Annotated in this window: 22 protein-coding genes; 11 read left to right on the top strand and 11 right to left on the bottom strand. The window is 67.2% G+C overall.

Going from position 1 to position 24,375, the window contains the following annotated elements; translation table 11 throughout:
* The first annotated feature begins 20 nt into the window (after positions 1-20).
* Positions 21-2,210, top strand: coding sequence for an excinuclease ABC subunit UvrB (gene uvrB, locus JZ792_RS15500; RefSeq protein ID WP_254189862.1), 2,190 nt, complete (start codon positions 21-23; stop codon positions 2,208-2,210).
* A gap of 17 nt (positions 2,211-2,227) precedes the next feature.
* On the opposite strand, the gene JZ792_RS15495 is transcribed toward uvrB, so the two are convergent.
* Positions 2,228-2,710 (bottom strand): VOC family protein, encoded by a 483-nt coding sequence (locus JZ792_RS15495; RefSeq protein WP_216911169.1) that lies wholly within the window; start codon positions 2,708-2,710, stop codon positions 2,228-2,230.
* A 52-nt stretch (positions 2,711-2,762) separates the two neighbouring features.
* Here JZ792_RS15495 and JZ792_RS15490 point away from each other — a divergent pair, with 52 nt between their 5' ends.
* Together JZ792_RS15490 and JZ792_RS15485 are read left to right on the top strand one after the other, a co-directional pair.
* Entirely contained in the window at positions 2,763-3,635 is an 873-nt protein-coding gene (locus tag JZ792_RS15490) for a helix-turn-helix domain-containing protein (protein WP_216911168.1), read from the top strand.
* A gap of 306 nt (positions 3,636-3,941) precedes the next feature.
* Complete coding sequence (locus tag JZ792_RS15485; protein WP_216911167.1) at positions 3,942-4,394, top strand: universal stress protein; 453 nt, start codon at positions 3,942-3,944, stop codon at positions 4,392-4,394.
* Positions 4,395-4,457: 63 nt separating this feature from the next.
* Here the strand turns inward: JZ792_RS15485 and JZ792_RS15480 are convergent, their stop codons facing one another.
* From JZ792_RS15480 to JZ792_RS15470, 3 genes are all read right to left on the bottom strand, one after another.
* Complete coding sequence (locus tag JZ792_RS15480; protein WP_216911166.1) at positions 4,458-6,806, bottom strand: HelD family protein; 2,349 nt, start codon at positions 6,804-6,806, stop codon at positions 4,458-4,460.
* 85 nt (positions 6,807-6,891) lie between these two features.
* Entirely contained in the window at positions 6,892-7,230 is a 339-nt protein-coding gene (locus JZ792_RS15475) for an antibiotic biosynthesis monooxygenase family protein (RefSeq protein ID WP_216911165.1), read from the bottom strand.
* A gap of 10 nt (positions 7,231-7,240) precedes the next feature.
* Entirely contained in the window at positions 7,241-8,581 is a 1,341-nt protein-coding gene (locus JZ792_RS15470) for a diguanylate cyclase domain-containing protein (RefSeq protein ID WP_216911164.1), read from the bottom strand.
* Between the two features lie 211 nt (positions 8,582-8,792).
* Between JZ792_RS15470 and JZ792_RS15465 the strand changes: the two genes are divergently transcribed.
* Complete coding sequence (locus JZ792_RS15465) at positions 8,793-9,983, top strand: beta-ketoacyl synthase N-terminal-like domain-containing protein (protein ID WP_254189861.1); 1,191 nt, start codon at positions 8,793-8,795, stop codon at positions 9,981-9,983.
* Here the strand turns inward: JZ792_RS15465 and JZ792_RS15460 are convergent, their stop codons facing one another.
* Positions 9,984-11,741, bottom strand: coding sequence for a sensor histidine kinase (locus tag JZ792_RS15460; protein ID WP_216911163.1), 1,758 nt, complete (start codon positions 11,739-11,741; stop codon positions 9,984-9,986).
* Positions 11,742-11,879: 138 nt separating this feature from the next.
* Between JZ792_RS15460 and JZ792_RS15455 the strand changes: the two genes are divergently transcribed.
* Positions 11,880-12,665: a sigma 54 modulation/S30EA ribosomal C-terminal domain-containing protein gene (locus JZ792_RS15455; protein ID WP_216911162.1), complete on the top strand. Its 786-nt coding sequence runs from the start codon at positions 11,880-11,882 to the stop codon at positions 12,663-12,665.
* Positions 12,666-12,677: 12 nt separating this feature from the next.
* On the opposite strand, the gene JZ792_RS15450 is transcribed toward JZ792_RS15455, so the two are convergent.
* Positions 12,678-13,310, bottom strand: coding sequence for a response regulator (locus JZ792_RS15450; protein ID WP_216911161.1), 633 nt, complete (start codon positions 13,308-13,310; stop codon positions 12,678-12,680).
* 656 nt (positions 13,311-13,966) lie between these two features.
* Here JZ792_RS15450 and uvrA point away from each other — a divergent pair.
* Positions 13,967-17,005, top strand: coding sequence for an excinuclease ABC subunit UvrA (gene uvrA / locus JZ792_RS15445; RefSeq protein ID WP_216911160.1), 3,039 nt, complete (start codon positions 13,967-13,969; stop codon positions 17,003-17,005).
* A gap of 566 nt (positions 17,006-17,571) precedes the next feature.
* Here uvrA and JZ792_RS15440 read toward each other — a convergent pair.
* The 4 genes from JZ792_RS15440 to JZ792_RS15425 form a co-directional block, all read right to left on the bottom strand.
* Positions 17,572-18,273, bottom strand: coding sequence for an alpha/beta fold hydrolase (locus tag JZ792_RS15440; protein ID WP_216911159.1), 702 nt, complete (start codon positions 18,271-18,273; stop codon positions 17,572-17,574).
* A 114-nt stretch (positions 18,274-18,387) separates the two neighbouring features.
* On the bottom strand, positions 18,388-18,780 hold the full coding sequence (locus tag JZ792_RS15435; protein WP_216911158.1) for a type II toxin-antitoxin system death-on-curing family toxin: 393 nt from the start codon (positions 18,778-18,780) through the stop codon (positions 18,388-18,390).
* Positions 18,777-19,016 (bottom strand): type II toxin-antitoxin system Phd/YefM family antitoxin, encoded by a 240-nt coding sequence (locus JZ792_RS15430; RefSeq protein ID WP_216911157.1) that lies wholly within the window; start codon positions 19,014-19,016, stop codon positions 18,777-18,779. The genes JZ792_RS15435 and JZ792_RS15430 overlap by 4 nt, the downstream gene beginning before the upstream one ends.
* A gap of 63 nt (positions 19,017-19,079) precedes the next feature.
* A complete protein-coding gene (locus JZ792_RS15425; protein ID WP_216911156.1) occupies positions 19,080-19,418 on the bottom strand; it encodes a DUF1844 domain-containing protein in 339 nt (112 codons plus the stop codon).
* A 381-nt stretch (positions 19,419-19,799) separates the two neighbouring features.
* Here JZ792_RS15425 and infC point away from each other — a divergent pair, with 381 nt between their 5' ends.
* The 4 genes from infC (at position 19,800) to JZ792_RS15405 (ending at position 22,097) form a co-directional block, all read left to right on the top strand.
* The gene (gene infC / locus JZ792_RS15420) at positions 19,800-20,492 is read left to right on the top strand and encodes a translation initiation factor IF-3 (RefSeq protein WP_109529953.1); all 693 of its coding nucleotides are present in this window, start codon (positions 19,800-19,802) and stop codon (positions 20,490-20,492) included.
* 57 nt (positions 20,493-20,549) lie between these two features.
* Positions 20,550-20,744, top strand: a complete 195-nt coding sequence (gene rpmI, locus JZ792_RS15415) for a 50S ribosomal protein L35 (protein WP_109529891.1) — start codon at positions 20,550-20,552, stop codon at positions 20,742-20,744.
* Positions 20,745-20,845: 101 nt separating this feature from the next.
* Positions 20,846-21,226, top strand: a complete 381-nt coding sequence (gene rplT / locus JZ792_RS15410) for a 50S ribosomal protein L20 (RefSeq protein ID WP_109529892.1) — start codon at positions 20,846-20,848, stop codon at positions 21,224-21,226.
* A gap of 43 nt (positions 21,227-21,269) precedes the next feature.
* Entirely contained in the window at positions 21,270-22,097 is an 828-nt protein-coding gene (locus tag JZ792_RS15405; RefSeq protein ID WP_216911155.1) for a TrmH family RNA methyltransferase, read from the top strand.
* Positions 22,098-22,266: 169 nt separating this feature from the next.
* On the opposite strand, the gene JZ792_RS15400 is transcribed toward JZ792_RS15405, so the two are convergent.
* Positions 22,267-22,845, bottom strand: a complete 579-nt coding sequence (locus JZ792_RS15400) for a TetR/AcrR family transcriptional regulator (protein ID WP_216911154.1) — start codon at positions 22,843-22,845, stop codon at positions 22,267-22,269.
* An 89-nt stretch (positions 22,846-22,934) separates the two neighbouring features.
* On the opposite strand from JZ792_RS15400, the gene JZ792_RS15395 reads away from it, so the two are divergent.
* On the top strand, positions 22,935-24,347 hold the full coding sequence (locus JZ792_RS15395) for an MFS transporter (protein WP_216911153.1): 1,413 nt from the start codon (positions 22,935-22,937) through the stop codon (positions 24,345-24,347).
* Positions 24,348-24,375 lie beyond the last annotated feature (28 nt).

Genomic DNA, 24,375 nt, shown 5'->3' with positions numbered 1-24,375 from the left:
GTCCGCCTACGCTGGTGAACATGGCATTCGCAACCGAGATTCCGGCCGAGGGCTACGAGGACCGGGCCCACGGTGAGACGCCGCTCGCGCATTCGGAGTTCCGTCCGGTCGGTGTGATCGAGCGTGCCGACGGCCGCTTCCAGGTCGTCAGCGACCACAAGCCCGCGGGTGATCAGCCCACCGCCATCGCCGAGTTGCAGCGCAGGATCGAGGCGGGGGAGCGCGATGTGGTCCTGCTCGGCGCGACCGGTACGGGAAAATCGGCGACCACCGCGTGGCTGATCGAGAAATTGCAGCGACCGACGTTGTTGATGGCGCCGAACAAGACGCTGGCCGCGCAGTTGGCCAACGAGTTGCGGGAGATGTTGCCCAACAACGCCGTCGAGTATTTCGTCTCGTACTACGACTACTACCAACCCGAGGCGTACATCGCCCAGACCGATACCTATATCGAGAAGGACAGCTCGATCAACGACGACGTGGAGCGGCTGCGTCACTCGGCGACATCGAGTCTGCTCTCGCGGCGTGACGTGGTCGTGGTCGCCTCGGTGTCGTGCATCTACGGCCTGGGCACACCGCAGTCCTATCTGGATCGGTCCGTGCAACTCGAGGTCGGCGCCGAGATCGACCGCGACGCGCTGCTGCGGCTGCTGGTCGACGTGCAGTACACCCGCAACGACATGTCCTTCGTACGCGGCTCGTTCCGGGTGCGCGGCGACACCGTCGAGATCATCCCGTCCTACGAGGAACTCGCGGTGCGCATCGAATTCTTCGGTGACGAGATCGAGGCGCTGTACTACCTGCACCCGCTCACCGGCGACGTGGTGCGTCAGGTGGACACGCTGCGCATCTTCCCCGCCACCCACTACGTCGCGGGCCAGGAGCGCATGGAACGCGCGGTCGGCGATATCGAGCGGGAGTTGGAGGAGCGGCTGGCCGAACTGGAACGGCAGGGCAAACTGCTCGAAGCGCAACGCCTGCGGATGCGCACCCAGTACGACCTGGAGATGATCCGCCAGGTCGGTTTCTGTTCCGGCATCGAGAACTATTCGCGCCATATCGACGGCCGCGGGCCCGGGACGGCGCCCGCCACGCTGATCGACTATTTCCCCGAGGATTTCCTGCTCGTCATCGACGAATCCCATGTCACGGTCCCGCAGATCGGCGGCATGTACGAGGGCGATATGTCGCGGAAGCGGAATCTGGTCGATTTCGGCTTCCGCCTGCCGTCCGCCGTCGACAACCGGCCGCTGACCTGGGAGGAATTCGCCGACCGCATCGGCCAGACCGTCTATCTGTCGGCGACGCCCGGCCCGTACGAGCTGGGGCAGGCGGGCGGCGAGGTGGTCGAGCAGGTCATCCGCCCGACCGGCCTGGTCGATCCGAAGGTGGTCGTGAAACCGACCAAGGGCCAGATCGATGATCTCCTGCACGAGATCCGCGCGCGCACCGAACGCGACGAGCGCGTGCTCGTCACCACCCTGACCAAGAAGATGGCCGAGGATCTGACCGATTACCTGCTCGGCCTCGGCGTCCGGGTGCGGTACCTGCACTCGGAGATCGACACCCTGCGCCGCGTCGAACTGCTCCGCCAGCTGCGGTTGGGCGAATACGACGTCCTGGTCGGCATCAACCTGCTGCGCGAGGGCCTCGACCTGCCGGAGGTGTCGCTGGTGGCGATTCTCGACGCCGACAAGGAGGGGTTCCTGCGCAGCAGCACCAGCCTGATCCAGACCATCGGCCGCGCCGCCCGCAACGTCTCCGGCGAAGTGCACATGTACGCCGACAAGATCACCGACTCGATGCGTCACGCCATCGACGAGACGGATCGGCGCCGGGCCAAACAGGTCGCCTACAACACCGAGAGGGGCATCGACCCGCAGCCGCTGCGCAAGAAGATCGCCGACATCCTCGATCAGGTATATCAGGAGGCCGACGACGAGGTCGCGGTCGGCGGATCGGGACGCAACGCCAGCCGCGGCAGACGGGCCCAGGGCGAGCCGGGCCGTGCGGTCAGCGCCGGGGTGTACGAGGGGCGCGACATCAAGTCGATGCCGCGCGCCGAACTCGCCGACCTGGTCAAGGAACTCACCGCGCAGATGATGAACGCGGCCAGGGAATTGCAGTTCGAACTGGCGGGCAGGCTCCGCGACGAGATCTCGGACCTGAAGAAGGAACTGCGAGGCATGGACGCGGCCGGGCTCAGTTGAGCACCGGCCGGTCCCGATCACACCTGCGTCGCCATCCATTCGTTCACGCGCCGCTCGGCCTCCTCACGCGAGACGTCCTCGACCCTGGTCATCACCGCCCAGCGATGACCGAACGGGTCGATGACGACGCCGTAGCGGTCACCGGTGACGAAGGTCTGCGGCGGTTCCGCGCTGCGCGCGCCGTGCGCGACGGCGCGTTCGATGACGGCGTCCACGTCGGGGCAGTAGTGCACCATCGAGGTGTGCACCCACTCGCCGTTGGGGGCGAGCACGCCGTTGTCCGGAATCGGCATACCCATCTGCAGGATCGAATCGCCGATCTTCAGCTCGGCGTGGGCGGGTTGGCCGTCGGGCATATCGTTGCGGCTGATCACCTCGGCGCCGAAGACCGCGCCGTAGAATTCGATCGCCTTCCTGCCGTCGGGGACAGCGAGGAAACAGGTGATCGAGTGGTAGCCATCGGGGATGGGTCGCACTGTCGAAATCTCTGTATCGCTCATGGGGACAACTCTGCTCGACGGTCGATGCGCGGTCTTGTAAGAAAGCGACACGGTGTCTGACGGGGTCGGGGGCGTTCCGGGCGCGGACGACGTCAAGGGGATCCTGCACCCGGTCGAGCAGGCCAGGCACCGCACGCTGGCGCGGCTGCCCGCGGGACCGTCGGTCGACCGCTTCATCGAGTGGTATTGGTCGGTGCGCTGGGATCTGCGCGGACGCCCGCCGTATTTCGCCGAGGTGCTCTCCTATCCGTGTGTGAACATCACTTTCGAGCGCACCGAGACCCGCACCGGGGGATTCGTCAACGGTGTCGGCACGACCAAATACATTCGCGAACTCGGCGGACTCGGTGAGACATTCGGCATCCGTTTCCGTGCGGGTGGTTTCGGCGCCTATACCGGATTGGATGTCGGCGCGTTCCGTGATTCCGCCGTCGAACTGGCCGAGGTAATACCCGAGGCGGCCGGGCTCACCGATCGGGTGCTGGAGGCATCATCCGATGCCGAACGCCGGGCGATCGTCGAGGAATTCTTCGGCACGCGGTCGTGTCCCGACGACCCGACCTATCGGCTCGTGCTGCGCGTCGTCGCCGCGATGGAGCGTGATCTCGAGCTGACGCGGGTCGATCAGGTCGCCGACCGGTTCGGGATCCCGGTACGCACACTGCAACGGATGTTCCGTCGCTACGTGGGGGCGGGCCCGAAATGGGTGCTGCGCAGGTATCGGCTGCAGGACGGCGCGGATCTGCTCGCCCGCGGCCGGACCGAGGACCTGGCCGCGCTCGCCGCCGAACTGGGCTACTTCGATCAGGCGCATTTCTCGCGGGAGTTCACCGCCGAAGTCGGAATGCCGCCGTTGGAATACGCGAAGAATTCGGTACGATCGCGTAACGAAGTTACTGCCAAAGTTTTTCCGCCGGGGCGGTAGCGCGCCGGCGTCGCCGAGACCCCGCTGTGATGAATATCCCAGGGCCGCAACCTGGTTCGCCCGACTTGTGACGGGTCACAGAATTCGATCCGCGGAATTGAATCGGCCCTGGTAGTTCGTGCCCCGTGGATTCTGTCGAGTGACCCGGGCGTGTGAAAGCCGCGACGCCACCGAGTGTGATGTGCTGCGATTTGTGAAATTTCGGGGTGATTTGCCGCTATGGTCGAGCGCAGTCGCCGCAACGGTGCTCCCGACTCGTCCGGGTAGCGCTGCTGCAGGCACCCGACCCACATAGTTGGAGGACTCATGACCGCCTACCGGACCATTGTTGTCGGTACCGATGGCTCGGACTCGTCGTACGTCGCCGTCGAAAAGGCCGCTTCGCTGGCCGGCGCCTCGGGTGCGACCCTCGTCGTCGCGTGCGCCTTCTACCCGACCGACGATCGCGACGTGGCCGCCGCCGCCGATGTACTCAAGGACGAGGCGTACCAGGTACGCGGGTCCGCTCCTACCAGCGAGATCCTGCGGGTCGCCCGCGACCGCGCCACCTCGGCGGGCGCGAAGGAGATCGTCGAACGCGCCATCGTCGGCGAGCCCGTCGAATCGCTGCTCGACCTGGTCAAGGAGGTGCAGGCCGATCTGCTCGTGGTCGGTAACCGCGGCCTGAACACCCTGGCGGGACGACTGCTGGGGTCGGTGCCCTCCGATGTGGCGCGCAAGTCGCGTTCGGACGTCCTGATCGTGCACACCGTCCGCTAGACGGCGAATCCGCGAGCCCCGCATACCGCCCGTTCATCGGTGCGGATGCGGGGCTTTCGCGTGTCAGGCCAGCGCGCCGAGCACCGGCGGCAGCGCCTCGGAGTGCACCACGGTCAGCCGCTGGGTGGCGCGGGTCAGCGCGACGTAGAGATCGTTGAGACCGCGCGGTGATTCGTCGAGTATCCGATGCGGTTCCACCAGATACACCCCGTCGAATTCCAGGCCCTTCACATCGTGCACGGTCAGCACCCGCACCGATTCCGCGGCCAGCCCCGACAATTCGGGAACCAGGTCGTGCGGGGCGATGACGGCCGTGGTGCCGGGCCCGGGCTCCGCGGCGACCGAATCCGCCAGCACGGTGGGCAATTCGGCCGCGGTGACCCGGATCGCGCGTGGCGCGTTACCCGATTCGCGCACCGAACGCGGTACGGCGGTACCGGGATCGATGGCGGCGAGCACATCGGCGGCGACCGTCATGATCTCGGCGGGCGTGCGGTAGTTGACGGTCAACTCGGTCAGCTTCCAGCGTTGTGCCACATACGGTTCCAGCATCGACTGCCACGACGACGCACCCGCGGGATCACCGGTCTGGGCAACATCGCCGACGACGGTGATCCACCTGTTCGGAATACGCCGCATCACCATGCGCCACGCCATCTCCGACAGTTCCTGTGCCTCGTCGACGATGACATGTCCGTAGGTCCAGGTGCGGTCGCCCGCGGCACGTTCGGCCGTGGTCTGCCTGGCCCGCACGTCCTGGCGCTCGGCGAGCTGACTCGCGTCGATCAGGTCGTAGGCCATCAGGATCTCGGGATCGAGTTCGTCCTCGAGATCCTGCGGGGCCGAACCGGTCAGGATATCGAGCGCGTCCTGGGCCTCGGCCAATTGGGCACGCCAGCGACGCCGCGCCCGTTCGCGATCCTCGGTGTCGTCGACGCCGAGCAGTTCGGCGAGTTCGTCGAGCAGAGGCGCGTCGGCGGCGCCGAACTCGCCGTCGTCGTCGCGGACCAGTTCCGCGCGATCGGCGGGGTCGAGCGAGGACGCCACCCGATCCAGCCGTTTCGGATCGGCGAACAGGTCGGCGAGGACGTCCTGCGGGGCGAGGATCGGCCACAGCCGTCCGATCGCCGCCTGCACGGCGGGATCGGATTTCATCTCGTCCCTGATCTCGGCGAGATCGGTACCGCTGAGCAGACTCTGGCCGCCGGACAGATCCGCGCCCATGGTCTGGGCGAGCTGTTCGGTGAGCGCGTCGATCACCGAACTCGCGAAGATCGGGCGCGCCAGGTTGTGCGGACGCCGCGAGGATCTGGCCCGGCCCCTGGCCTTGGTGGCGATCTTGCGGTCCAGCAGCACCGGATAGCCGTCGAAGGCGAGCCGGATCGGGTCGGCCGGAATCTCCTGACGGTCGCGCACCGCCTGTTTGAGCACCTCCAGGATCGCCGTCGAACCCTTCACCTCGCCCGCCCGCAGGGAATCCTCGCGGGTGGCCTTCACCCCGGGGTACAGGTCGCCGATGGTGGACAGGAGCACACCCGTCTCGCCCAGCGAGGGCAGCACCTGCCCGATGTAGTCGAGGAAGGTGGCGTTGGGACCGATGATGAGCACGCCGCTCTTGGCCAGTTGCTGGCGATAGGTGTAGAGCAGGTAGGCCGCGCGGTGCAGGGCCACCGCGGTCTTGCCGGTGCCCGGTCCGCCCTGGACGACGAGCACGCTCTTGTGCTCGGAGCGGATGATCGCGTCCTGCTCGGTCTGGATCGTCTCGACGATGTCGTTCATATGGCCGGTGCGGGCCGCGTTCAGCGCCGCGAGCAGGGCGCTCTCGCTGCCGACACCGCCGTCGCCCTCGGCCGTCCCGGCCCGCCTCGCCGCGTCGAGATCCAGGTATTCGTCGTTGATCGCGGTCACCTTGCGGTTGCGCGATCGGATATGCCTGCGCCGGATCACCCCGTCGGGGGTGGCCGTGGTGGCGAGGTAGAACGGGCGGGCCAGCGGGGCGCGCCAGTCGAGCAGCAGGGTCTCGTAGTCGTCCTTCTCGTCGAGGATGCCGAGCCTGCCGATATAGCGGGTCTCCCCGTCCCCGGCGGCGACCGAATCGGTCACATCAGCGGAATCGGCCGCAGTGGCTTCCAAGTCGATGCGACCGAAACACAGCCCGTGCTCGGCGGCGTCGTATTTGGACAGGTCCTCGTTGTAGAGCTGACTGAACGATTCCCGCTCGGTGCGGGCCTGCGGCGTGCCGCCGGTTTCGAGCAGCACGGCCTTGAGCCGGTTCTTGGCGTATTCGCGCATGCCGTCGAGTCGGTCGTACAACACGGACAGGTAGGCCTGCTCCTGTGCGATCTGCAGGTCGCGGTTCCGCTCGGGAGCGCCGTCGGGCTCGGCACGGTCCTGGGTGAGGCGGTCGGGCAAAACTGAACTCCTTGTCACCGCGATGAGCCGGGCAGCGCGCGAAAAGGTTGTGGCTCGCGCGCGAGTGAAAACAGAGTTGTCGAGTCTACTGTGCTTCCGGCACGCTCGCCGCAACCGCAGGTGGAACCCCGGAAGCCAGGACCGGTTCGAAGTGGCGCACGGTGGGGAAGGGATCGTAGAAATGGTGCAGCAATCGGGACCACTTCTCGTATTCCGGCGATCCGCGAAAGCCGTCGACGTGATCGCGCAGCGTGTCCCATTCGACGAGCAGCAGATACGTCCCCGGCGTCTCGACACAGCGTGACAGCGACAATGTGCGGAAGCCTGGCATGGACTCGATGATCAGGCGTGCCCGCGCGAAGGTCGCCTCGAATTCCGCGGCGCGGTCCGGCCGGACGGGCAGCAGGACGTGTTCGATGATCATGGCGTCGAGCCTAGGAAGCGTGGGTGCTGTTCGGCAGGCGGGTCGCGCCGAGTGCGTCGTCGCGGTTGGTCTTGGCCCGGTACATGGCCAGATCGGCGTCGTGCAGGACCGCCTCCGGCGTGCGGTGCTCTTCCGAGGACAGCGCGGTGACCCCGATGGAGGCGTTCACCTCGATGCGATGCCCGCGCGCGATGATCGGTTCCGACATCTTCGAGCGCACCCGTTCCACGAGCGAGTCGAGATCGACCGTGCGGGGCGCGCCGGAAAGCAGTACCAGGAATTCGTCGCCGCCCAGCCGTCCGACCAGGTCCTCGGCCCGCAGCGCGCGTTGCAGGCGCTGCGCCACGATCTGCAACACGGTATCGCCGATGGCGTGGCCCAGGGTGTCGTTGATGACCTTGAAATCGTCCAGGTCGATGAAGAGCACCGTCGAGACCGGGAGATCCTCGCTGCCCGCGAGCGCTCCGGCCAGCTGAGCCAGGATCAGCGAGCGGTTGGCCAGTCCGGTCAGCGAATCGTGGGTTGCCTGGTACTCGAGCTGCCTGCGGCTGGCGCGGAATTCGGTGATATCGGCGAAGGAGGAGACGGCCGCCGAGTGTGGATCGCCCGGATTGAGCAATCGGCTGCTCCCGGAGAGCCAGCGCCGCTGCCCGTCCTCGCGGTCGACGCCGAAGACGTAACCGGTGATGGTCTCGCCGGTCGCCAGCGTGCGCGCCACCGGATGGCGCGCGGTCGGCAGCGGTTTGGCGTTGGCGTCGAGCAACACCAGGGGCAGATCATCGATGGTCGAGCCGGTCAGATCCCCGGTGCGCGGATTGCTGCCGAAGATCCTGAGCGCGGCGGGATTGGCGGATTCGATCCGCCCGTTGCGGTCGATCACCACCACGCCCTCCTCCAGTTGGGAGACGACAGTGGTGAAATGCTGTTCGGCCTTGCGCTGGGCTGCCTCGGCGGTGCGCTGGGCGGTCAGATCGTGGATGACGACCTGGTAGGCCAGCCGATCGAACCACGGCGTGCGCACGGAGACGGTCTCGACCTGAACGGTGCGCCCGTCCAGGCGCAACAGTGCCATCTCGGTGGGTTTGGACGCGGACCCCTCGTCCTCGAGACTGTCGATGCGCTCGAGCATGGCCGACACGGAATCGGGGTGGACGAAGCGGGTGAGCGGCTGACCGATCAGCTCGTCGGCGTCCTCGGCCGCGAGTAATCGCACGGTAGCCCGGTTGACATAGACGACCACGCCGTCCTCGTGCACACAGATCCCGTCCGGGGTGTGCTCGACCAGGGACCGGTACCGCTGGGCCAGCTGCTCGGCATCCGCCGAGCTGTTCGCCGCCCTGTCCTCACCCACTCGGAACCCCCGATCGTCGACCGATTCATGGCCATTGGAACACGGGATATTGCTGGTATCGACGTGTACAAGATCACACCGACTTCTGTCTTGCTTCGATCATGTCGTGGGCATTCCATTGTGCGCCCTCGGTGATCATTACAGAAAGCCGGACTTTCCGGGCCCCTGGCCGAGGTGCGTCCGGCCCGCGGACCGGCGGAGGAGCGATGCCATGTCGAGCGCCACTTCGACCACCGTAGAGCACTCTCGCGATCATATGACGATCGCCGGGATAGGGGCCGTCACCGGATACGGCTGGGGGCGCGAAGCGCTGTGGCGCGGTCTGATGAGCGCCAAACCCGCGGCCACCCTCGAATCCGGATACGGGAGCGACGGCGACGAAGACGCCTGGGTGGCGTTGGTGCCCGACGGCGGCGATCACGCCGTCAGCAGCAGTCGCTACGGGCGTGCCGTGCACGAGTCGGCGCGCGAGGCGATCACCGACGCCACCGACCGGGGCTGGCGCGCGGGCCGCACGGTGGGGCTGTTGCACGCGATCGTGCTCGGCGACGTGGTGAACTGGCGCGATTTCTACCTGGTCGACGGCGGCCGCCGCCGGCCCCGTGATTTCCTCCGACTACTACCCTCGACGCCGGTTTCGGTGCTCATGCAGGAATACGGGTTCCACGGGCCGTCGATGAACATCTCGGCCGCGTGCAGTTCGGCCAATGTCGCACTCATCACCGCCCAACTGTGGATCGACAGCGGAATCGCCGACGATGTCATTTGTGTCGCGACCGATATGTCCGCGACACCCGACCTCGTCGACCATTTCGTCCGACTCGGCGCGGCGGTGATCGACAGCGAGCCGCTCGATGCCACCCGCCCGTTCCAGCAGGGCAGCCGCGGCTTCACGATGGCGGAGGCGTCGGTGGCCTTCGTGCTGAGCCGCAGGGTCGAACGTCCGTACGCGGCGGTGCTCGGCGGCGGGATGTCCAACGACGCCTATCACGTGGTCTCGGTCGAGCCGACGCACGAACAGATCTTCGAATGCGCCCGACGCGCGCTGCGCGATGCCGGAATCACCCCCGAGGACGTCCGGTACTTCAACGCCCACGGCACCGGCACCGCGCAGTGCGACAAGGCGGAACGCGATCTGCTGGCGCGGATGTTCGCCGACCGCCCCGAGGTGTACGCGATCAAACCGCTGACCGGACACTGCCAGGGCGCGGCCGCCGCCGTCGAGATCGCCGCCGCCGCACTGGGTTACGAACGAGGCGTGGTGCCCGCGGCGCCCGTCGTCGCGCCCGCCTACGGGCGTCTGCTCGACGGTACGACCCCCTTCGCGGGCGGTATCACCGCCAAACTCTCCCTCGGCATGGGCGGGCACAATTCGATGGTCGTGCTCGGTCCGGCGCGCTGATCACGCGGTCGGCAGCGGAACCGACCAGCACAGCCGGGTGCCCGGCATCGCGGCCTCGCTGTCGGTATCGCCCGCAGGGCCTTCGGTGGCGCCCGCGGGACCGATGACGAATTCGCCGTGTGATTTCTCGGCCCGCTGTTCCAGATTGCGCAGGCCGCTGCGGATCACGTGATTCGGGATACCCCAGCCGTTGTCGGTGACGACGATCGTCAGATTGTCGTCGACGCTGATCTCCACCCCGACCGTGTCCGCGCCGGAATGGCGGACCGCGTTGCTGAGCGCCTCGCGCACCACCGCCTCGGCGTGATCGGCCAATTCGGCCTCGACCACCGACAGCGGCCCGGTCACCTGGACCGTCGCGTGCAACGGCGCGTCGGTGGTCTGTTGCCGGACCGCCTGTTCGATGCGGTGTTGCAGGCGCGTGCCGTCGCCGTCGCCGCCGTGCAGGTCGAAGATCGAGGTGCGGATTTCCTGCACCACCTCCTGCAATTCGTTGACCACCGTCGTAAGTCGTTGCCGCACTTCGGGAACCACCGCCTTCGGCACCGCGCCCTGCAGGGTGAGCCCGATGGCGAACAGCCGCTGGATGACGTGGTCGTGCAGATCGCGCGCGATGCGGTCGCGGTCGGCGAGCAGGTCGAGTTCCCGTACCCGCCGCTGGGTTCCCGCCAGCCGCAGGGCCAGTGCGGCCTGATCGGTGAACGCCGCGGTCAGCTCGACGAGTTCGTCGGTGTAGGGCGGTGAGCCCGCGGGCCGGACCGTGACCAGAACGCCGAGGGTCGAATCCGGCGTGCACAGCGGCAGGATCAACGCGGGGCCGAGATCCTCGATCGTGACACCGAGATCGATCCGCGCGGCGTCGTCGAAGCGCAGCGGAACCCGGCCGGCGAGCGCCTCGCCCAGGGCCGTCCCCTCGGTCGGCACCGGCCTGCCCTCGTGTCCCGCGCTCGGTCCCGACCATTGGCTGAGCAGCAGGTCGTCGCTTCCCTCGGTCTGTTTGCCGGTGGCTCCCGCCAGGAAGGCGCGATGGGATCCGGTCAGCGTGCGCGCGTGATCGACCACCTGGGCCAGCACCCGGTCCGGTTCGGTGCCCGCGAGGAATTCGGTCGCGATATCGCGGGTCGCCTCGATCCAGGCCTGTCTCGTGCGCGCCGATTCGTAGAGCCTGGCGTTGTCGACCGCGATACCCGCGGCCGAGGCCAGCGCCCGCACCAGCACGTCGTCGTCCTCGGTGAACGGCTGCCCGCCCGCCTTCTCGGTGAGATACAGCGCCCCGAACACCTCGTCGCGGATCCGAACGGGCACACCGAGAAAGGTGTGCATCGGCGGATGTCCCGGCGGCAGGCCGATCGAGGAGGGATGTTCGGTCAGGTCGTCCAGGCGCAGCGGTTTGGACACGTCGAATACCGCGCCGAGCACGCCGAGTCCGACGGGCGGCCTGCCGATCTTCTGGCGTGTCCCGTCGTCCATGCCCTCGTCGATGAACTGGGTCACCTGCTGGTCGTGCCCGCGGACCGCGAGCGCGCCGTATCGCGCGTCGACCAGACTCGTCGCGGTGCGGACGATGGCGCGCAGCGTGTCGTCCAGATCGAGGCCGGAGGTGACGGTGAGCATCGCTTCGACGAGGCCGTCCATCCGGTCACGGGAATCGATGATCAGCTCGACGCGTTCCTTGACCTCGCTGAGCAATTCGCGCAATCGCAGCTGGGACAGCGTGTCGCGCACCGAGTACAGGTCGCCTGCGCTGTCGTCGGTCATCTGGATCCCCCTCGCGGAAACGCAATTTGCTGCGCTCGGTTCAGTCTAATTCCCGGATCAGGGACTTTCGGCCCTGTACGCGACGGCGTCGTCGCGGTGGGATGAGCGGACCGGAGGATTAGATAGCAGAGGTGTCCTATGAATTCGTCGCAGCCGTTGTACCTGTCGGAGCAGTGGACCACCGCGGCGGACCCGGACCTCGCGGTCACCACCCGCGGTGCGGTTCCCCCCGCCGATGTCACGAGAGCGGTACGCGCCATCGGCCGCGTACTGCGCCGTCATCACCTCGACGTACCAGCCAGGGTGCGAGTGACCGCACCCGATGATCTCGATCAGCCGACCGTCGTGCAGGCCAACATCCGGATGCACGATACCCCGACCCGCGTCCAAGTGACAGGTCCGCGCGGATTCGCGGTCACCTTCGCCGTCGAGCGCCTGGACCGCCAGATCAGCCGCCTGGTCTCGCACGAATCGCGGTCGTGGCCGGACCCGGCCCGCCCGCCGCTGGCCAGGGTGACCGAACGTCGCCCGATCGTGCGCCGCAAGGAATGCGCGCTGCTCACCGGCACCCCGACCGAGGCCGCCTCGGTGATGGACGCGATGGACTACGACTCGTATCTGTTCACCGACTCCCAGACCGGCGAGGACGCCGTCGTGCACTGGAACGGTTCGGAGGGCATCGCGCTGGCGCGGCAGCGGGCGACGATCACCCCGGCTCCGCCCGCCGACCAGCCCCTCACCACGCATTCGCTGCCGGTGATGGTGCGTCCCGATCCGACGCCGACCCTCACCGAGGACGAGGCGTCGACCTGGCTGTGCCGGTCGGGCCTGGCGTTCCTGTTCTTCACCGACGAGCGGACCGGCCGCGGCAAACTGCTGTACCGCCGCTACGACGGCGACCTGACGGTGGTGGCGCCCGCCTGATCGGCGGACGCCTCAGGATTCGCGCAGCCGGGACGCCAGTACGGCGGCCTGGGTGCGCCGTTCCATGCCGAGTTTGGCGAGCAGCCGCGAGACGTAGTTCTTCACCGTCTTCTCCGCCAGGAACATGCGCGCGGCGATCTGCCGGTTGGTCAGGCCCTCGCCGAGCAGGGCGAGCAGTCGGCGTTCCTGTTCGGTGAGCCCCGCCAGCGGGCCGTCGTTCTCGGTACTGCTGCGCAACCGCGCCCGCAGCGCGGCCGCCGCACGGGTATCGAGCAGCGAGCGGCCCGAACCGACCACTTTGATGGCCTCGGCCAACTCCATACCTTTGATGTTCTTCACCACATAACCGCTGGCCCCGGCCAGAATCGCGTCGAGCATCGCGTGTTCGTCGGTGTAGGAGGTGAGGATCAGGCAGTGCAATCCCTCTATGCCCGCGAGCAGGTCCCGGCACAGTTCGATCCCGTTGCCGTCGGGCAGGCGCACATCGAGAACCGCGACGTCGGGGCGCACGCGGGGGATTCCGGTCATGGCCTGGGCGACATCGCCCGCCTCGCCGATCACACTGAGTTCGGGATCGCTGTTCAGCAGGTCGATCAGCCCACGCCGCACTATCTCGTGGTCATCGACCAGGAACACCTTGATCACGCTCGCCTCCCAGCGTTCTCGGACGTCGGCTCACCCCGGGCGGACGACCTCGCCGGGCCTGCTGCCGATATCCCCCTGGGATAACCGTAGCCCTCGTCCCCGATTGGATACGGCGGAATCGGCAGGGCGGTGGGAATGTCGGCGTCGCAGTCTGTTTCGGGCCGTCGACGGCCATCGGTCGACCCGGTCGAAGTGGTCATCGTATCGAAGCTGTTGGCGTAGTAGGTAATTGGATCATCACACCGCGCGCTCGCCCGTTTCATCCGGGCCGGTCGGTACGTCCGACGGCCGGTGTGCGTCCGGTCGGGTGCCGACCGCGTCCGCCCGGCCTTTCGCCCGAGCGGGCGAGTGGTCATGGCAATGCTCACATTCGATGTGCGGAGGCTATAACTCGAGCGAACGGCGGCCGACGGTCGAGGAGCGGGAAGGATACTGTGGATGCGGGCACGACTCGCGACGCCTCGGCGCGGAATCGGACTCCGCGTGGCCGGTACGGCGCTGGTCGGGGGAGCGGAGGCCACGGTCGACGAAACTTGTCGGTGGTCGGGGCTAGCATCACGGCGGGGTGGGGTCCGGGTGCCGCCGGGTGGGTCGGTGACCCGCCCGGACACCGTGATTTATACGAACGCCGACACGATCGAGAAGGGACTCACCTGGTGGCGGAACGCCTCACTGTGCGCGGAGCTCGGGAGCACAACCTCAAGGGGGTCGACCTGGATCTGCCCCGCGACAGTCTCATCGTGTTCACCGGTCTGTCCGGCTCCGGCAAATCCAGCCTCGCCTTCGACACCATCTTCGCCGAGGGCCAGCGCCGGTATGTGGAATCGCTGTCGGCCTACGCCAGGCAATTCCTCGGGCAGATGGACAAGCCGGACGTCGACTTCATCGAGGGTCTCTCGCCCGCGGTGTCCATCGACCAGAAATCGACCAATCGCAATCCTCGCTCCACGGTCGGCACCATCACCGAGGTCTACGACTATCTACGTCTGCTCTACGCGCGCGCGGGCACCCCGCACTGCCCGGTCTGCCACGAGCTGATCGAGAAGCAGACGCCGCAGCAGATCGTCGACCAGGTGCTCGCCATGGAGGAGGGCATCAAATTCCAGGTGCTCGCGCCGGTCGTGCGCACCCGCAAGGGCGAATTCGTCGACCTGTTCGACCAGTTGAACACGCAGGGCTATTCGCGCGTGCGGGTCGACGGCGTCGTCTATCCCCTCACCGATCCGCCGAAGCTGAAGAAACAGGAGAAGCACGACGTCGAGGTGGTCGTCGACCGGCTCGCCGTCAAACCGAACTCCAAGCAGCGGCTCACCGACTCGATCGAGACGGCGCTGCGCCTGGCCGACGGCATCGTCGTGCTGGATTTCGTCGACCGCGACGAGCACGCGCACGATCGCGAGCGCCGTTTCTCCGAACGCCTGGCCTGCCCGAACGGCCATCCGCTCGATATCGAGGATCTCGAACCCCGGTCGTTCTCCTTCAACTCGCCCTACGGCGCCTGCCCGGACTGCACCGGCCTCGGCATCCGCAAGGAGGTCGATCCGGATCTGGTGGTGCCGGACACCGAACTGAGCCTGAGCGAGGGCGCCATCGCGCCGTGGTCGCGCGGACAGACCGCCGAATATTTCACCCGCCTGCTCTCCGGTCTGGCCGAGGCCGTCGGATTCTCGATGGACACCCCGTGGGAGGAATTGCCGCTCAAGGCGCGCAAGGCCGTACTCGAGGGCAGTTCGGACCAGGTGCACGTCTCCTACACCAATCGCTACGGACGGAAGCGGTCGTACTACGCCGATTTCGAGGGCGTGATGCCGTTCCTGCAGCGGCGCATGGAGAACACCGAATCCGAGCAGATGAAAGAGCATTACGACGGGTACATGCGTGATGTGCCGTGCCCGGTCTGCGACGGCGCGCGGCTGCGCCCGGAGATTCTCGCCGTCACCATCAATTCGGGCGGCGACCGTAAATCCATCGCCGACGTCAGTGAACTGTCCATCGCGGATTGCGCGGAATTCCTCGGGTCGCTGACCCTGGGGGAGCGCGAGACCGCGATCGCGGGTCAGGTGCTCAAGGAGGTGCAGGCACGGCTGGGCTTCCTGCTCGACGTGGGGTTGCAGTACCTGTCGCTCTCGCGTGCCGCCGCCACCCTGTCCGGCGGCGAGGCGCAGCGGATCCGGCTCGCCACCCAGATCGGCTCCGGCCTCGTAGGTGTCCTGTACGTGCTCGATGAACCGTCCATCGGCCTGCACCAGCGCGACAACCGCCGACTCATCGAAACCCTCACCCGGCTGCGCAATCTCGGCAATACGCTGATCGTCGTCGAACACGACGAGGACACCATCCGGGCCTCGGACTGGGTGGTCGACATCGGTCCGCTCGCGGGCGAGCACGGCGGCCGGGTGGTGCACAGCGGCACCTATCAGGATCTGCTCACCGACCCGAATTCGCTGACCGGCGCGTATCTTTCGGGCCGCGAGCGGATCGAGGTGCCGATGGTGCGGCGTCCGATCGACAAGAAGCGCAGGCTCACCGTCGTCGGCGCGACCGAGCACAATCTGAAGAATATCGACGTGTCGTTCCCGCTCGGCGTCGTCACCTCCGTCACCGGCGTCTCGGGCTCGGGGAAGTCGACACTCGTCAACGACATCCTGGCGACCGTGCTGGCGAACAAACTCAACGGCGCGCGGCAGGTACCGGGTCGGCACACGCGGGTCAACGGGCTGGATCATCTGGACAAACTGGTTCAGGTCGACCAGTCGCCGATCGGGCGCACGCCGCGTTCCAACCCGGCCACCTACACCGGCGTCTTCGCTAAGATCCGCACCCTGTTCGCGGCGACCACCGAGGCGAAGGTGCGTGGCTACCAGCCGGGACGTTTCTCGTTCAACGTCAAGGGCGGTCGCTGCGAGGCGTGTTCGGGCGACGGCACCTTGAAGATCGAGATGAACTTCCTGCCGGATGTCTACGTGCCGTGCGAGGTGTGCCAGGGCGCCAGGTACAACCGGGAAACCCTCGAAGTGCACTACAAGGGCAAGACCATCGCCGAGGTGCTGGACATGCCGATCGACGAGGCCGCCGATTTCTTCGAGCCGGTCACCTCGATCCACCGCTACCTCAAGACGCTGGTCGACGTCGGCCTCGGTTACGTGCGTCTCGGGCAGAGCGCGCCCACGCTGTCCGGCGGTGAGGCGCAGCGCGTCAAACTGGCCGCCGAGCTCCAGAAACGTTCCACCGGGCGCACCGTCTACATTCTCGACGAGCCGACGACGGGTCTGCATTTCGAGGACATCCGCAAACTGCTCCTGGTGATCAACGGCTTGGTCGACAAGGGCAATACGGTGATCGTCATCGAGCACAATCTCGATGTCATCAAGACCTCGGACTGGGTGATCGATATGGGCCCCGAAGGTGGTTCCGGCGGCGGCACCCTGGTCGCGGAGGGATCGCCGGAGGATGTGGCCGCCGTCGCCGACAGCTACACCGGCCAGTTCCTGAAGGACGTCCTGGCGGCCCCGCCCGCGTCGAAGAAAGCGCCCGCCAAGAAAGTGGCGAAGAAGGCGTCCGCGGCCAAGACCGCGACCCCCGGAACCTCCGCGACCGCCAAGGCCGCGGGCACCAAGGTGGCGGCGGCCAAGAAGGCGGCTGCCGAGCCCGCGGCCGCCAAACGTCTGGCTCGCAAGGCGGCCGCGCTGCGCTGAGTCTTTTCACCCGACCCGGTGGGTGCCACGCGCGAGCGGCCCCACCGGGTTTCGTGCTGTTCAGAGGGGTGCGCTCGGTCACAGTCCGAAACCGGCGAAAAAGTGAAACATCCGTGTGTAAGATTCGGCTCACCTGTTCGGATGTGACCGAACAGTACAGATACGTGAGCCGGATCGGGCGCGTTCGCGGCACCTGCCGACGGGCCGAATCCGGTGTGAAGAAAGGAATTGCATGGAAGGCGTCGATATCGCCGCGTTGGTCGCCCTGATCCTCGGATTTCTCGCCACGGGCTCGTCCATCAACTACACACCGGGCGCCTGAGCGACCGACGAAAGGAATCAGATCATGGACACCGGAAGCGCGGGCTTCAGCGCCCTTTTCGCCGCTCTCGCCAATGCGATCGCCACGGGCTCATCCATCTCGGTGACACCCGGGACGTGAGTGCATGACAGGGTCGGCGCGCGGCCGACCCTGTCACCACGCCCCGGCCCGGGCGGACGATCTCGCCCGCGAATGCCGGAATCCTGTCGGAAATCGGCGTGAGTGTCCGGTGCGGCCGGTCGCCCTAAGCAACCGAATGAATCACCTCCGCCAACCTTTTCGGTTCCGACCACATCGGCCAGTGCCCGGTCGGCAGATCCATCAAATCCGCCGCGACACGCGGCAATTCGCTGAAAATCGGGGCTTCCCCACTGGTGCTCAACTGCCGCACCAATTCCGCCGCGATACTCGTGCACACGACCGTCGTCGGCACGGCGAGGCGCGCGATCGAATCACTCATCCGCAACGGTGATCCCGCGATTCTCGCGGGCTGCGAGACGGCCCTCTCCCTGAACCGCGCCAGCGCGATATCGTCCAGGCCGGTCAGGCTGTTGCCCTCGGCCTCCAATTCCGCCCACGACGGCAATTCGAATTCCCGCGCCGACCCCAGATCGTCGCGCAGCACGAAACCGTTCGGAATCGGCGCGCTGTCCACATAGATCGCGTGGCCGATCCGCTCCGGCACGAGATCCGTCGCCAGGTACACCGGCACCGCGCCACCCGAATGTGCCACCAGCACAGCCTTTTCGGCCGGATCGATAGCCTCGACGATCGCCCGCGCCTGCTGCTCCAATGTCGCGTCGAATCGGGATTCGTCCTCGGGATCGAGCCCCGGCAACGTCAGCGCGCACACATCGTGCCCCCGCCCCCGCAGCTCCTCGGCGACCTCGTCCCACGCCCACGCACCGAGCCAGAATCCGGGGACGAGCAGAATTCGAGTACCCATACAGTCAGCATGCCGCATCCGGCCGACATGCCGCCCGGCCGTTTCGGGATCGGTGCGCTCACGTCCGCGGACCGCCCCGCCGCCCGGAGCGGAGTACCGCCGCCCGAGCGGTCATCACTCGCGGTCGAACATCCCGACCAGCGCACTCGCGATATCCGCCACCTCGGCCAATTCGCTTTTCGCCACGGCGATCATGAGGTCGTAGGCACGGTCCTCGTTCAGGTGGTCGACGTCGATTCCGTTGCGCGCCAAGAAGACGACCGCCGCGACGATCGCCAGCCGCTTGTTCCCGTCGATCAGCGGATGATTACTCGCGATCGAGTGCAGCAACGCCGCCGCTTTCTCCCACAGCGTGGGGTAGGCGTCGGCGCCGAAGACCGTGGCCTGCGATCTCGCCGCGGCCGATGCGAGCAGACCGGGGTCGCGTAGTGCGTAATCGCCCGCCGCGTCGGAGGCGACCGCGCGGAGGTCGGCCATCGTCAGGTAGTAGATCGGCGGCTCGGTCATTCGGCGAGTCGATCGAGCAGACTCCGGTGCTTGTCGGCGAAACCTTTCGACAGCGCGCGGACCTGACTGTCCGCGGCTTCGGCCATCGGCTCCGGTACGACTGCGGCCACCCGGCGTCCGTGCCTGGTCAGGTGTACGACCGTGCCGGCCTCGGCGGCCGCGATGACCTCGGCGAAGCGCTCTCTGGCCTCGCTGACGGGTAGATCCCAGCTCTCGGGTGTCGATGCGGCAGTCACGTCCCGAATTGTACTTACGGAACGCAGTTCTGTACGAAAGCTGTCGGGGAACGGGCGAACGGGTCAGTAGACCGGGCCGGTGTACTTCTCGCCCGGACCCTTGCCCGGTTCGTCCGGGTGCGCCGAGGTGTCGCGGAAAGCGCGCTGCAAGGATTGCAGTCCGTCGCGGATCGGGCCGGCGTGCGGACCGAGGTATTCGACCGAGGCGGTGACCAGGCCCGCGAGCGCGGTGATGACGCGTCGGGCCTCGTCGAGATCGCGGCGGGGGCTGGTGTCCGGATCCTCGTCGGCCAGTCCGAGCTTCTCGGCCGCCGAGCTCATCAGCATCACGGCCGCCCGGCTGATGACCTCCACCGCGGGGATATCGGCGAGATCGCGAACGGTGTCCGGCTGTTCAGTCATGGGGAGAAGGCTAGGCGAGCGCCCTCCGGTGTGTTGGCGCGCCGATCGCCGTCGTCGCAGGTGGTGGCCCCGGTCGGAGAGTGCCCACCAGGCACGATTCGGCGATAGCGTTCGGCAATGTTAGACTTCTCGCCGACGACCGCCTCGGGCTTGCCTCGGGGCTGATAAGTGGAGCCCGACTCCCACCGTTGCCGACGAGTAATCGTACAGGTCACACGGTCCGGTCGCCCGCCTCGCGAGAGGTCGGGTTCTTCGTGCGGAGAGCATTTTCGCGCACGGAGGTCGACGTGAGCGTTATTCGTGCGTCGATGATCGGTCGACTCGGGCCTCGTGGTGGAAATATCACCGCGGGGCTTTTGTGTTGAACAAGGGGTTGCAGTTATTGCACGCGGTCGTCCGACGACACCGTTTGACCTAGGAGGCCCCATCAGCACTGAGACCCGCATCAACGATCGCATCCGTGTTCCCGAAGTCCGACTCATCGGGCCTGGCGGCGAACAGGTTGGGATCGTGCGTGTTGAAGATGCATTACGCGTCGCCCTCGAAGCCGACCTCGACCTCGTCGAGGTGGCCCCGGATGCCCGTCCACCGGTCTGCAAGATCATGGACTACGGCAAGTTCAAGTACGAGACAGCGCAGAAGGCGCGTGAGTCTCGGAAGAACCAAGTGCAGACCGTGATCAAGGAGCAGAAGCTCCGCCCCAAGATCGATGACCACGACTACGAGACCAAGAAGCGCAACGTCGTTCGCTTCCTCGATGCCGGGTCCAAGGTCAAGGTGACGATCATGTTCCGCGGTCGCGAGCAGTCGCGTCCCGAACTGGGTTTCCGGTTGTTGCAGCGCCTCGCCTCCGACGTCGCCGAACTGGGTTTCGTCGAGACCTCTGCCAAGCAGGACGGTCGCAATATGACCATGGTCCTCGCGCCCCACAAGGGTGCGAAGACGCGGGTGAAGGCCCAGCAGGAGTCGACGGCTCCGCGACCGCAGCCGACTGCGCCCGCGCAGCCCGCCGCACCCGCACCTGCTGCCGTCGCACCCGCCGCGGAACAGGCCCCGCCGGCCGCGCCGCAGTAATACCGACAGAACCGGTGGTCCGCGAGGACCACCGGCACGAGACAGATAGAGGAATCCATGCCGAAGATGAAGAGCCACAGCGGCGCCTCGAAGCGATTCAAGGTGTCGGGTAAAGGCAAGCTGCTGCGTCAGCAGGCGAACCGTCGCCACCTGCTCGAGCACAAGTCGACTCGCCGGACTCGTCGTCTGGACGGCACGGAGGTCGTCGCGGCTGCCGACGTCCGTCGCGTGAAGAAGCTGCTGGGTCTCTGACACCCGCTTCGCAGCACACCGCGACCGGATATCTTCCGGCGCCGTACCGACCACATTTCGGGCGCGACGACCGCGCCCCCTACTTCGAACAGGACTGACCAGTGGCACGCGTCAAAAGGGCCGTCAACGCTCAGAAGAAGCGCCGTTCCATCCTCGAGGCCTCCAAGGGCTACCGGGGCCAGCGCTCACGGCTTTACCGCAAGGCCAAGGAACAGCAGCTGCACTCGCTCGCCTACGCCTACCGGGACCGCCGGGCGCGCAAGGGTGACTTCCGCAAGCTGTGGATCGCCCGCATCAACGCCGCGGCGCGCCTCAACGACATCACCTACAACCGCTTCATCCAGGGCCTGAAGGCCGCGGGTGTCGAGGTGGACCGCAAGATTCTCGCCGAGCTCGCCGTCTCCGACGCCGAGGCGTTCGCGGGCCTGGTCGCGGTCGCCAAGGCCGCGCTGCCCGCCGACGTCAACGCGCCTGCTGCGTGAATCGACACGGCGATATCGCTGTGTGCCGAGGCATGACGACGTCATGAGCTCGACATCTTCTCCGGAACGACCCGCGGACGCGCTTTCCGAGCGCAACCCGCGGGTCGTTTCGGCTGTGAAGCTCCATCGCGCGGCGCAGCGCCGCAAAACCGGGCAGTTCCTCGCCGAGGGGGCGAATTCGGTCGCCGCCGCCCTCGACACCGGGCGGGTGCGCGAACTGTTCTACTCCGCCGCCGCCGCGCACCGGGAACACGAACTGGTCGCCGGTGCCGCCGCCTCGGGGGTTCGCGTCACCCTGGTGGGTGATCGCGCGGCGCAGCATCTCGGCGAGACCGTCACCGCGCCGGGACTGGTCGCGGTGTGCGATCTGGTCGACGTGCCGCTGTCGGACGTGCTCGCCTCCGGCCCGCGCATCCTCGCCGTTCCCGTCGAGATCGCCGAACCGGGCAACGCGGGCACGCTGATCCGGGTCGCCGACGCGGTCGGCGTCGATGGCGTCGTGCTGGCGGGGGAGACCGTCGATCCGCACAACGGCAAATGCGTGCGCGCGAGCGCGGGCAGCCTTTTCCACGTGCCGGTGGCACGCGGACGCGATATCGCCGAAACCCTCGATTCGATTGCCGCGTCGGGCATCTCGCTCCTCGCGACGGCCGCCGACGGTGAGGTCGATCTGGAAGAGGCCGACGAATTGCTCGCGGGCCCGGTCGCCTGGCTGTTCGGCAACGAGGCGCACGGCCTCGATCCCGCCGCCGCCGCTCGCGCCGATCACCGCATCCGCATCCCCATCCACGGGCGCGCGGAAAGTCTCAATCTCGCCGCCGCTGCCGCGATCTGCCTGTACGCGAGTTCGCGCGTGCGGCACGCGAAATAGTCGGGCCGGTGGGATTCTCGGGTGTACTGCCCTATTTCGGTGCGCCCGACCCCTCGGCCGCTGATCGCCGTGCCATGTCCCACTGCATACCGCCCGCTCGCGCGGCCTCCCGTTGCCTCCGTGCTGCCACCGGCTGAACCGTTTTCGGTTCGGTGGCGAAGGCATGCGTTCAATCCGGCCGGTCGACGAGATCGTCGAGTAGTTCGGTCGCCCAGTCGACGGCGATCGCGTCGGGGCCCGCGACCCGCATGGCTGTCATCACCGTGAGCAGCATTCCGGTGGAAAGGAAGCGGCGCGTATCCGCGGTCGGGGCGCCGCTGAGCTCCTTGATCAGGGCGAAGATCTGCCCGAAGCGCTCGCGGACCGGACCGCCGATGGCGGGGTCGGCGCTGGCGGCGAAGCCGTGCAGCATGACCAGCGGCAGTTCACGTTCGGCCAGGAAGACGTCGTAGGCGGCGCCGAGTTCGCGTAACGCCTCTTCGGGTGTGGCGTCGGGCGGGATCGCATTTCCGGCTTCGTGGAACACCTCCTCGATCCGGTCGCACGCGCTGCGGACGGCGGCCAGGAACAGTTGCTGTTTGGTGCCGAACAGCCGGATGACATACGGCTGGGACACGCCTGCGCGCCGGGCGATGTCGTCGGTTTTCGTCGCGGCGTAGCCGGATTCCGAGAAGGCGCTCACCGCCGCGGTCAGTACCTCGGCGCTGCGTTCGGTCGCGGTCATTCTGGGCTTGGTCGAACCGGTCATCGTGCTCCTTCCACTCGGCATTGACATGTTATCAGTGAATGCATACTCTTCAATTGGTTATCAGTGAATAACAACTTGTAGGAGTGGGCATGACCGAAACCGTCGAAGAGGTCGCCGCGCCCGCGGTCGCCCGCACATGGCCGCTCGCCGCGGTACTGGTCGCCGTCGGCATTCCGATGTTCATGGTCACGCTGGACAATCTGGTGGTCACGAACGCGCTGCCGATCATTCGCACCGAACTCGGGGCCTCGCTGAGCGACCTGCAATGGTTCGTCAACGCCTACACGCTGTCGTTCGCGTCGTTGCTGCTCACCGCGTCGGCAGTCGGTGATCGGCTCGGTCACCGACGTGTGTTCCTCGCCGGTATCGCGCTGTTCACGATCGCCTCGGCGGCGTGCGCGCTGGCCGCGGATCCGTGGATGCTGATCGCGGCGCGGGCGGTGCAGGGGCTCGGCGCGGCGGGTGTGATGCCGCTGTCGCTCACCCTGTTGTCGGCGGCGGTGCCCGAACGGATGCGCAGCGCGGCGATCGGCATCTGGGGCGGTATCGCCGGTCTCGGCGTCGCGGTCGGGCCGCTGGTCGGCGGTGCCGTGGTGGAAGGCCTGAACTGGCAGTGGATCTTCTGGGTGAACGTGCCGATCGGACTGCTCGCGCTGATCTTCGCGGCACGGGTACTCGGTGAATCCTTCGGCGACGCGCGGCGACTCGACCCGCTGGGGTTGGTGCTCGCCTCGGGTGGCGTGCTCGCGCTGGTGTGGGGCGTGATCCACGGCGCGGAGGGCGGCTGGACCTCGGCGGGCGTGCTCGGCGCCTTCGTCGGCGGCACGGCACTGCTGGCGGCCCTGATCTACTGGGAACTGCGCACCCCGAACCCCATGCTGCCGCTGCGCCTGTTCCGTTCACGCGCCTTCCGGGTCGGCAATGTCACCGGGTTCACGTTCTCGGTGGGCGTCTTCGGCTCGATCTTCCTGCTCGCGCAGTATTTCCAGGTGGTGCAGGGCTACAACCCGCTCGAATCCGGGATCCGCACGATGCCGTGGACGCTCGCGCCGATGGTGGTCGCGCCCATCGCGGGTCTGATCGTCGACCGCGTCGGCGCGCGCACCCTGCTCGCCACCGGACAGTTGCTGCTGACCGCCGCGCTGGCCTGGATCGCCCTCGTCACCACCGTCGATCTCGACTACGTGAACCTGGTGCCCCCGTTCCTGCTCGCCGGCATCGGGATGGGTCTCACCTTCGCGCCGACTTCGACCGTCATCATGGCCAGCGCGGTGCCGCAGGATCGCGCGATGGCCTCGGGGACCAACAGCACGATCCGCGAGGTCGGCGTGGCGATGGGCGTCGCGGTCCTCGCCTCGGTCTTCGCCTCGCGCGGTTCCTATACCTCCCCGCAGGACTACGTCGACGGTCTCGTGCCCGCGGTCTGGGTCGGCGCGGGCATCGTCGGTGTCGGCACGGTGGTCTCGCTGATGCTGCCGCGCCGTATCGAGGCATCGCTCTGACAGGTCTTCGACCGGCGCGGTGTGTCGG

Source organism: Nocardia noduli, from assembly GCF_019038455.1.
Classification (GTDB): Bacteria; Actinomycetota; Actinomycetes; order Mycobacteriales; family Mycobacteriaceae; genus Nocardia; species Nocardia noduli.
The sequence above is the reverse complement of the archived record's forward strand: the minus strand, read 5'-3'. Positions and strand labels throughout refer to the sequence as shown.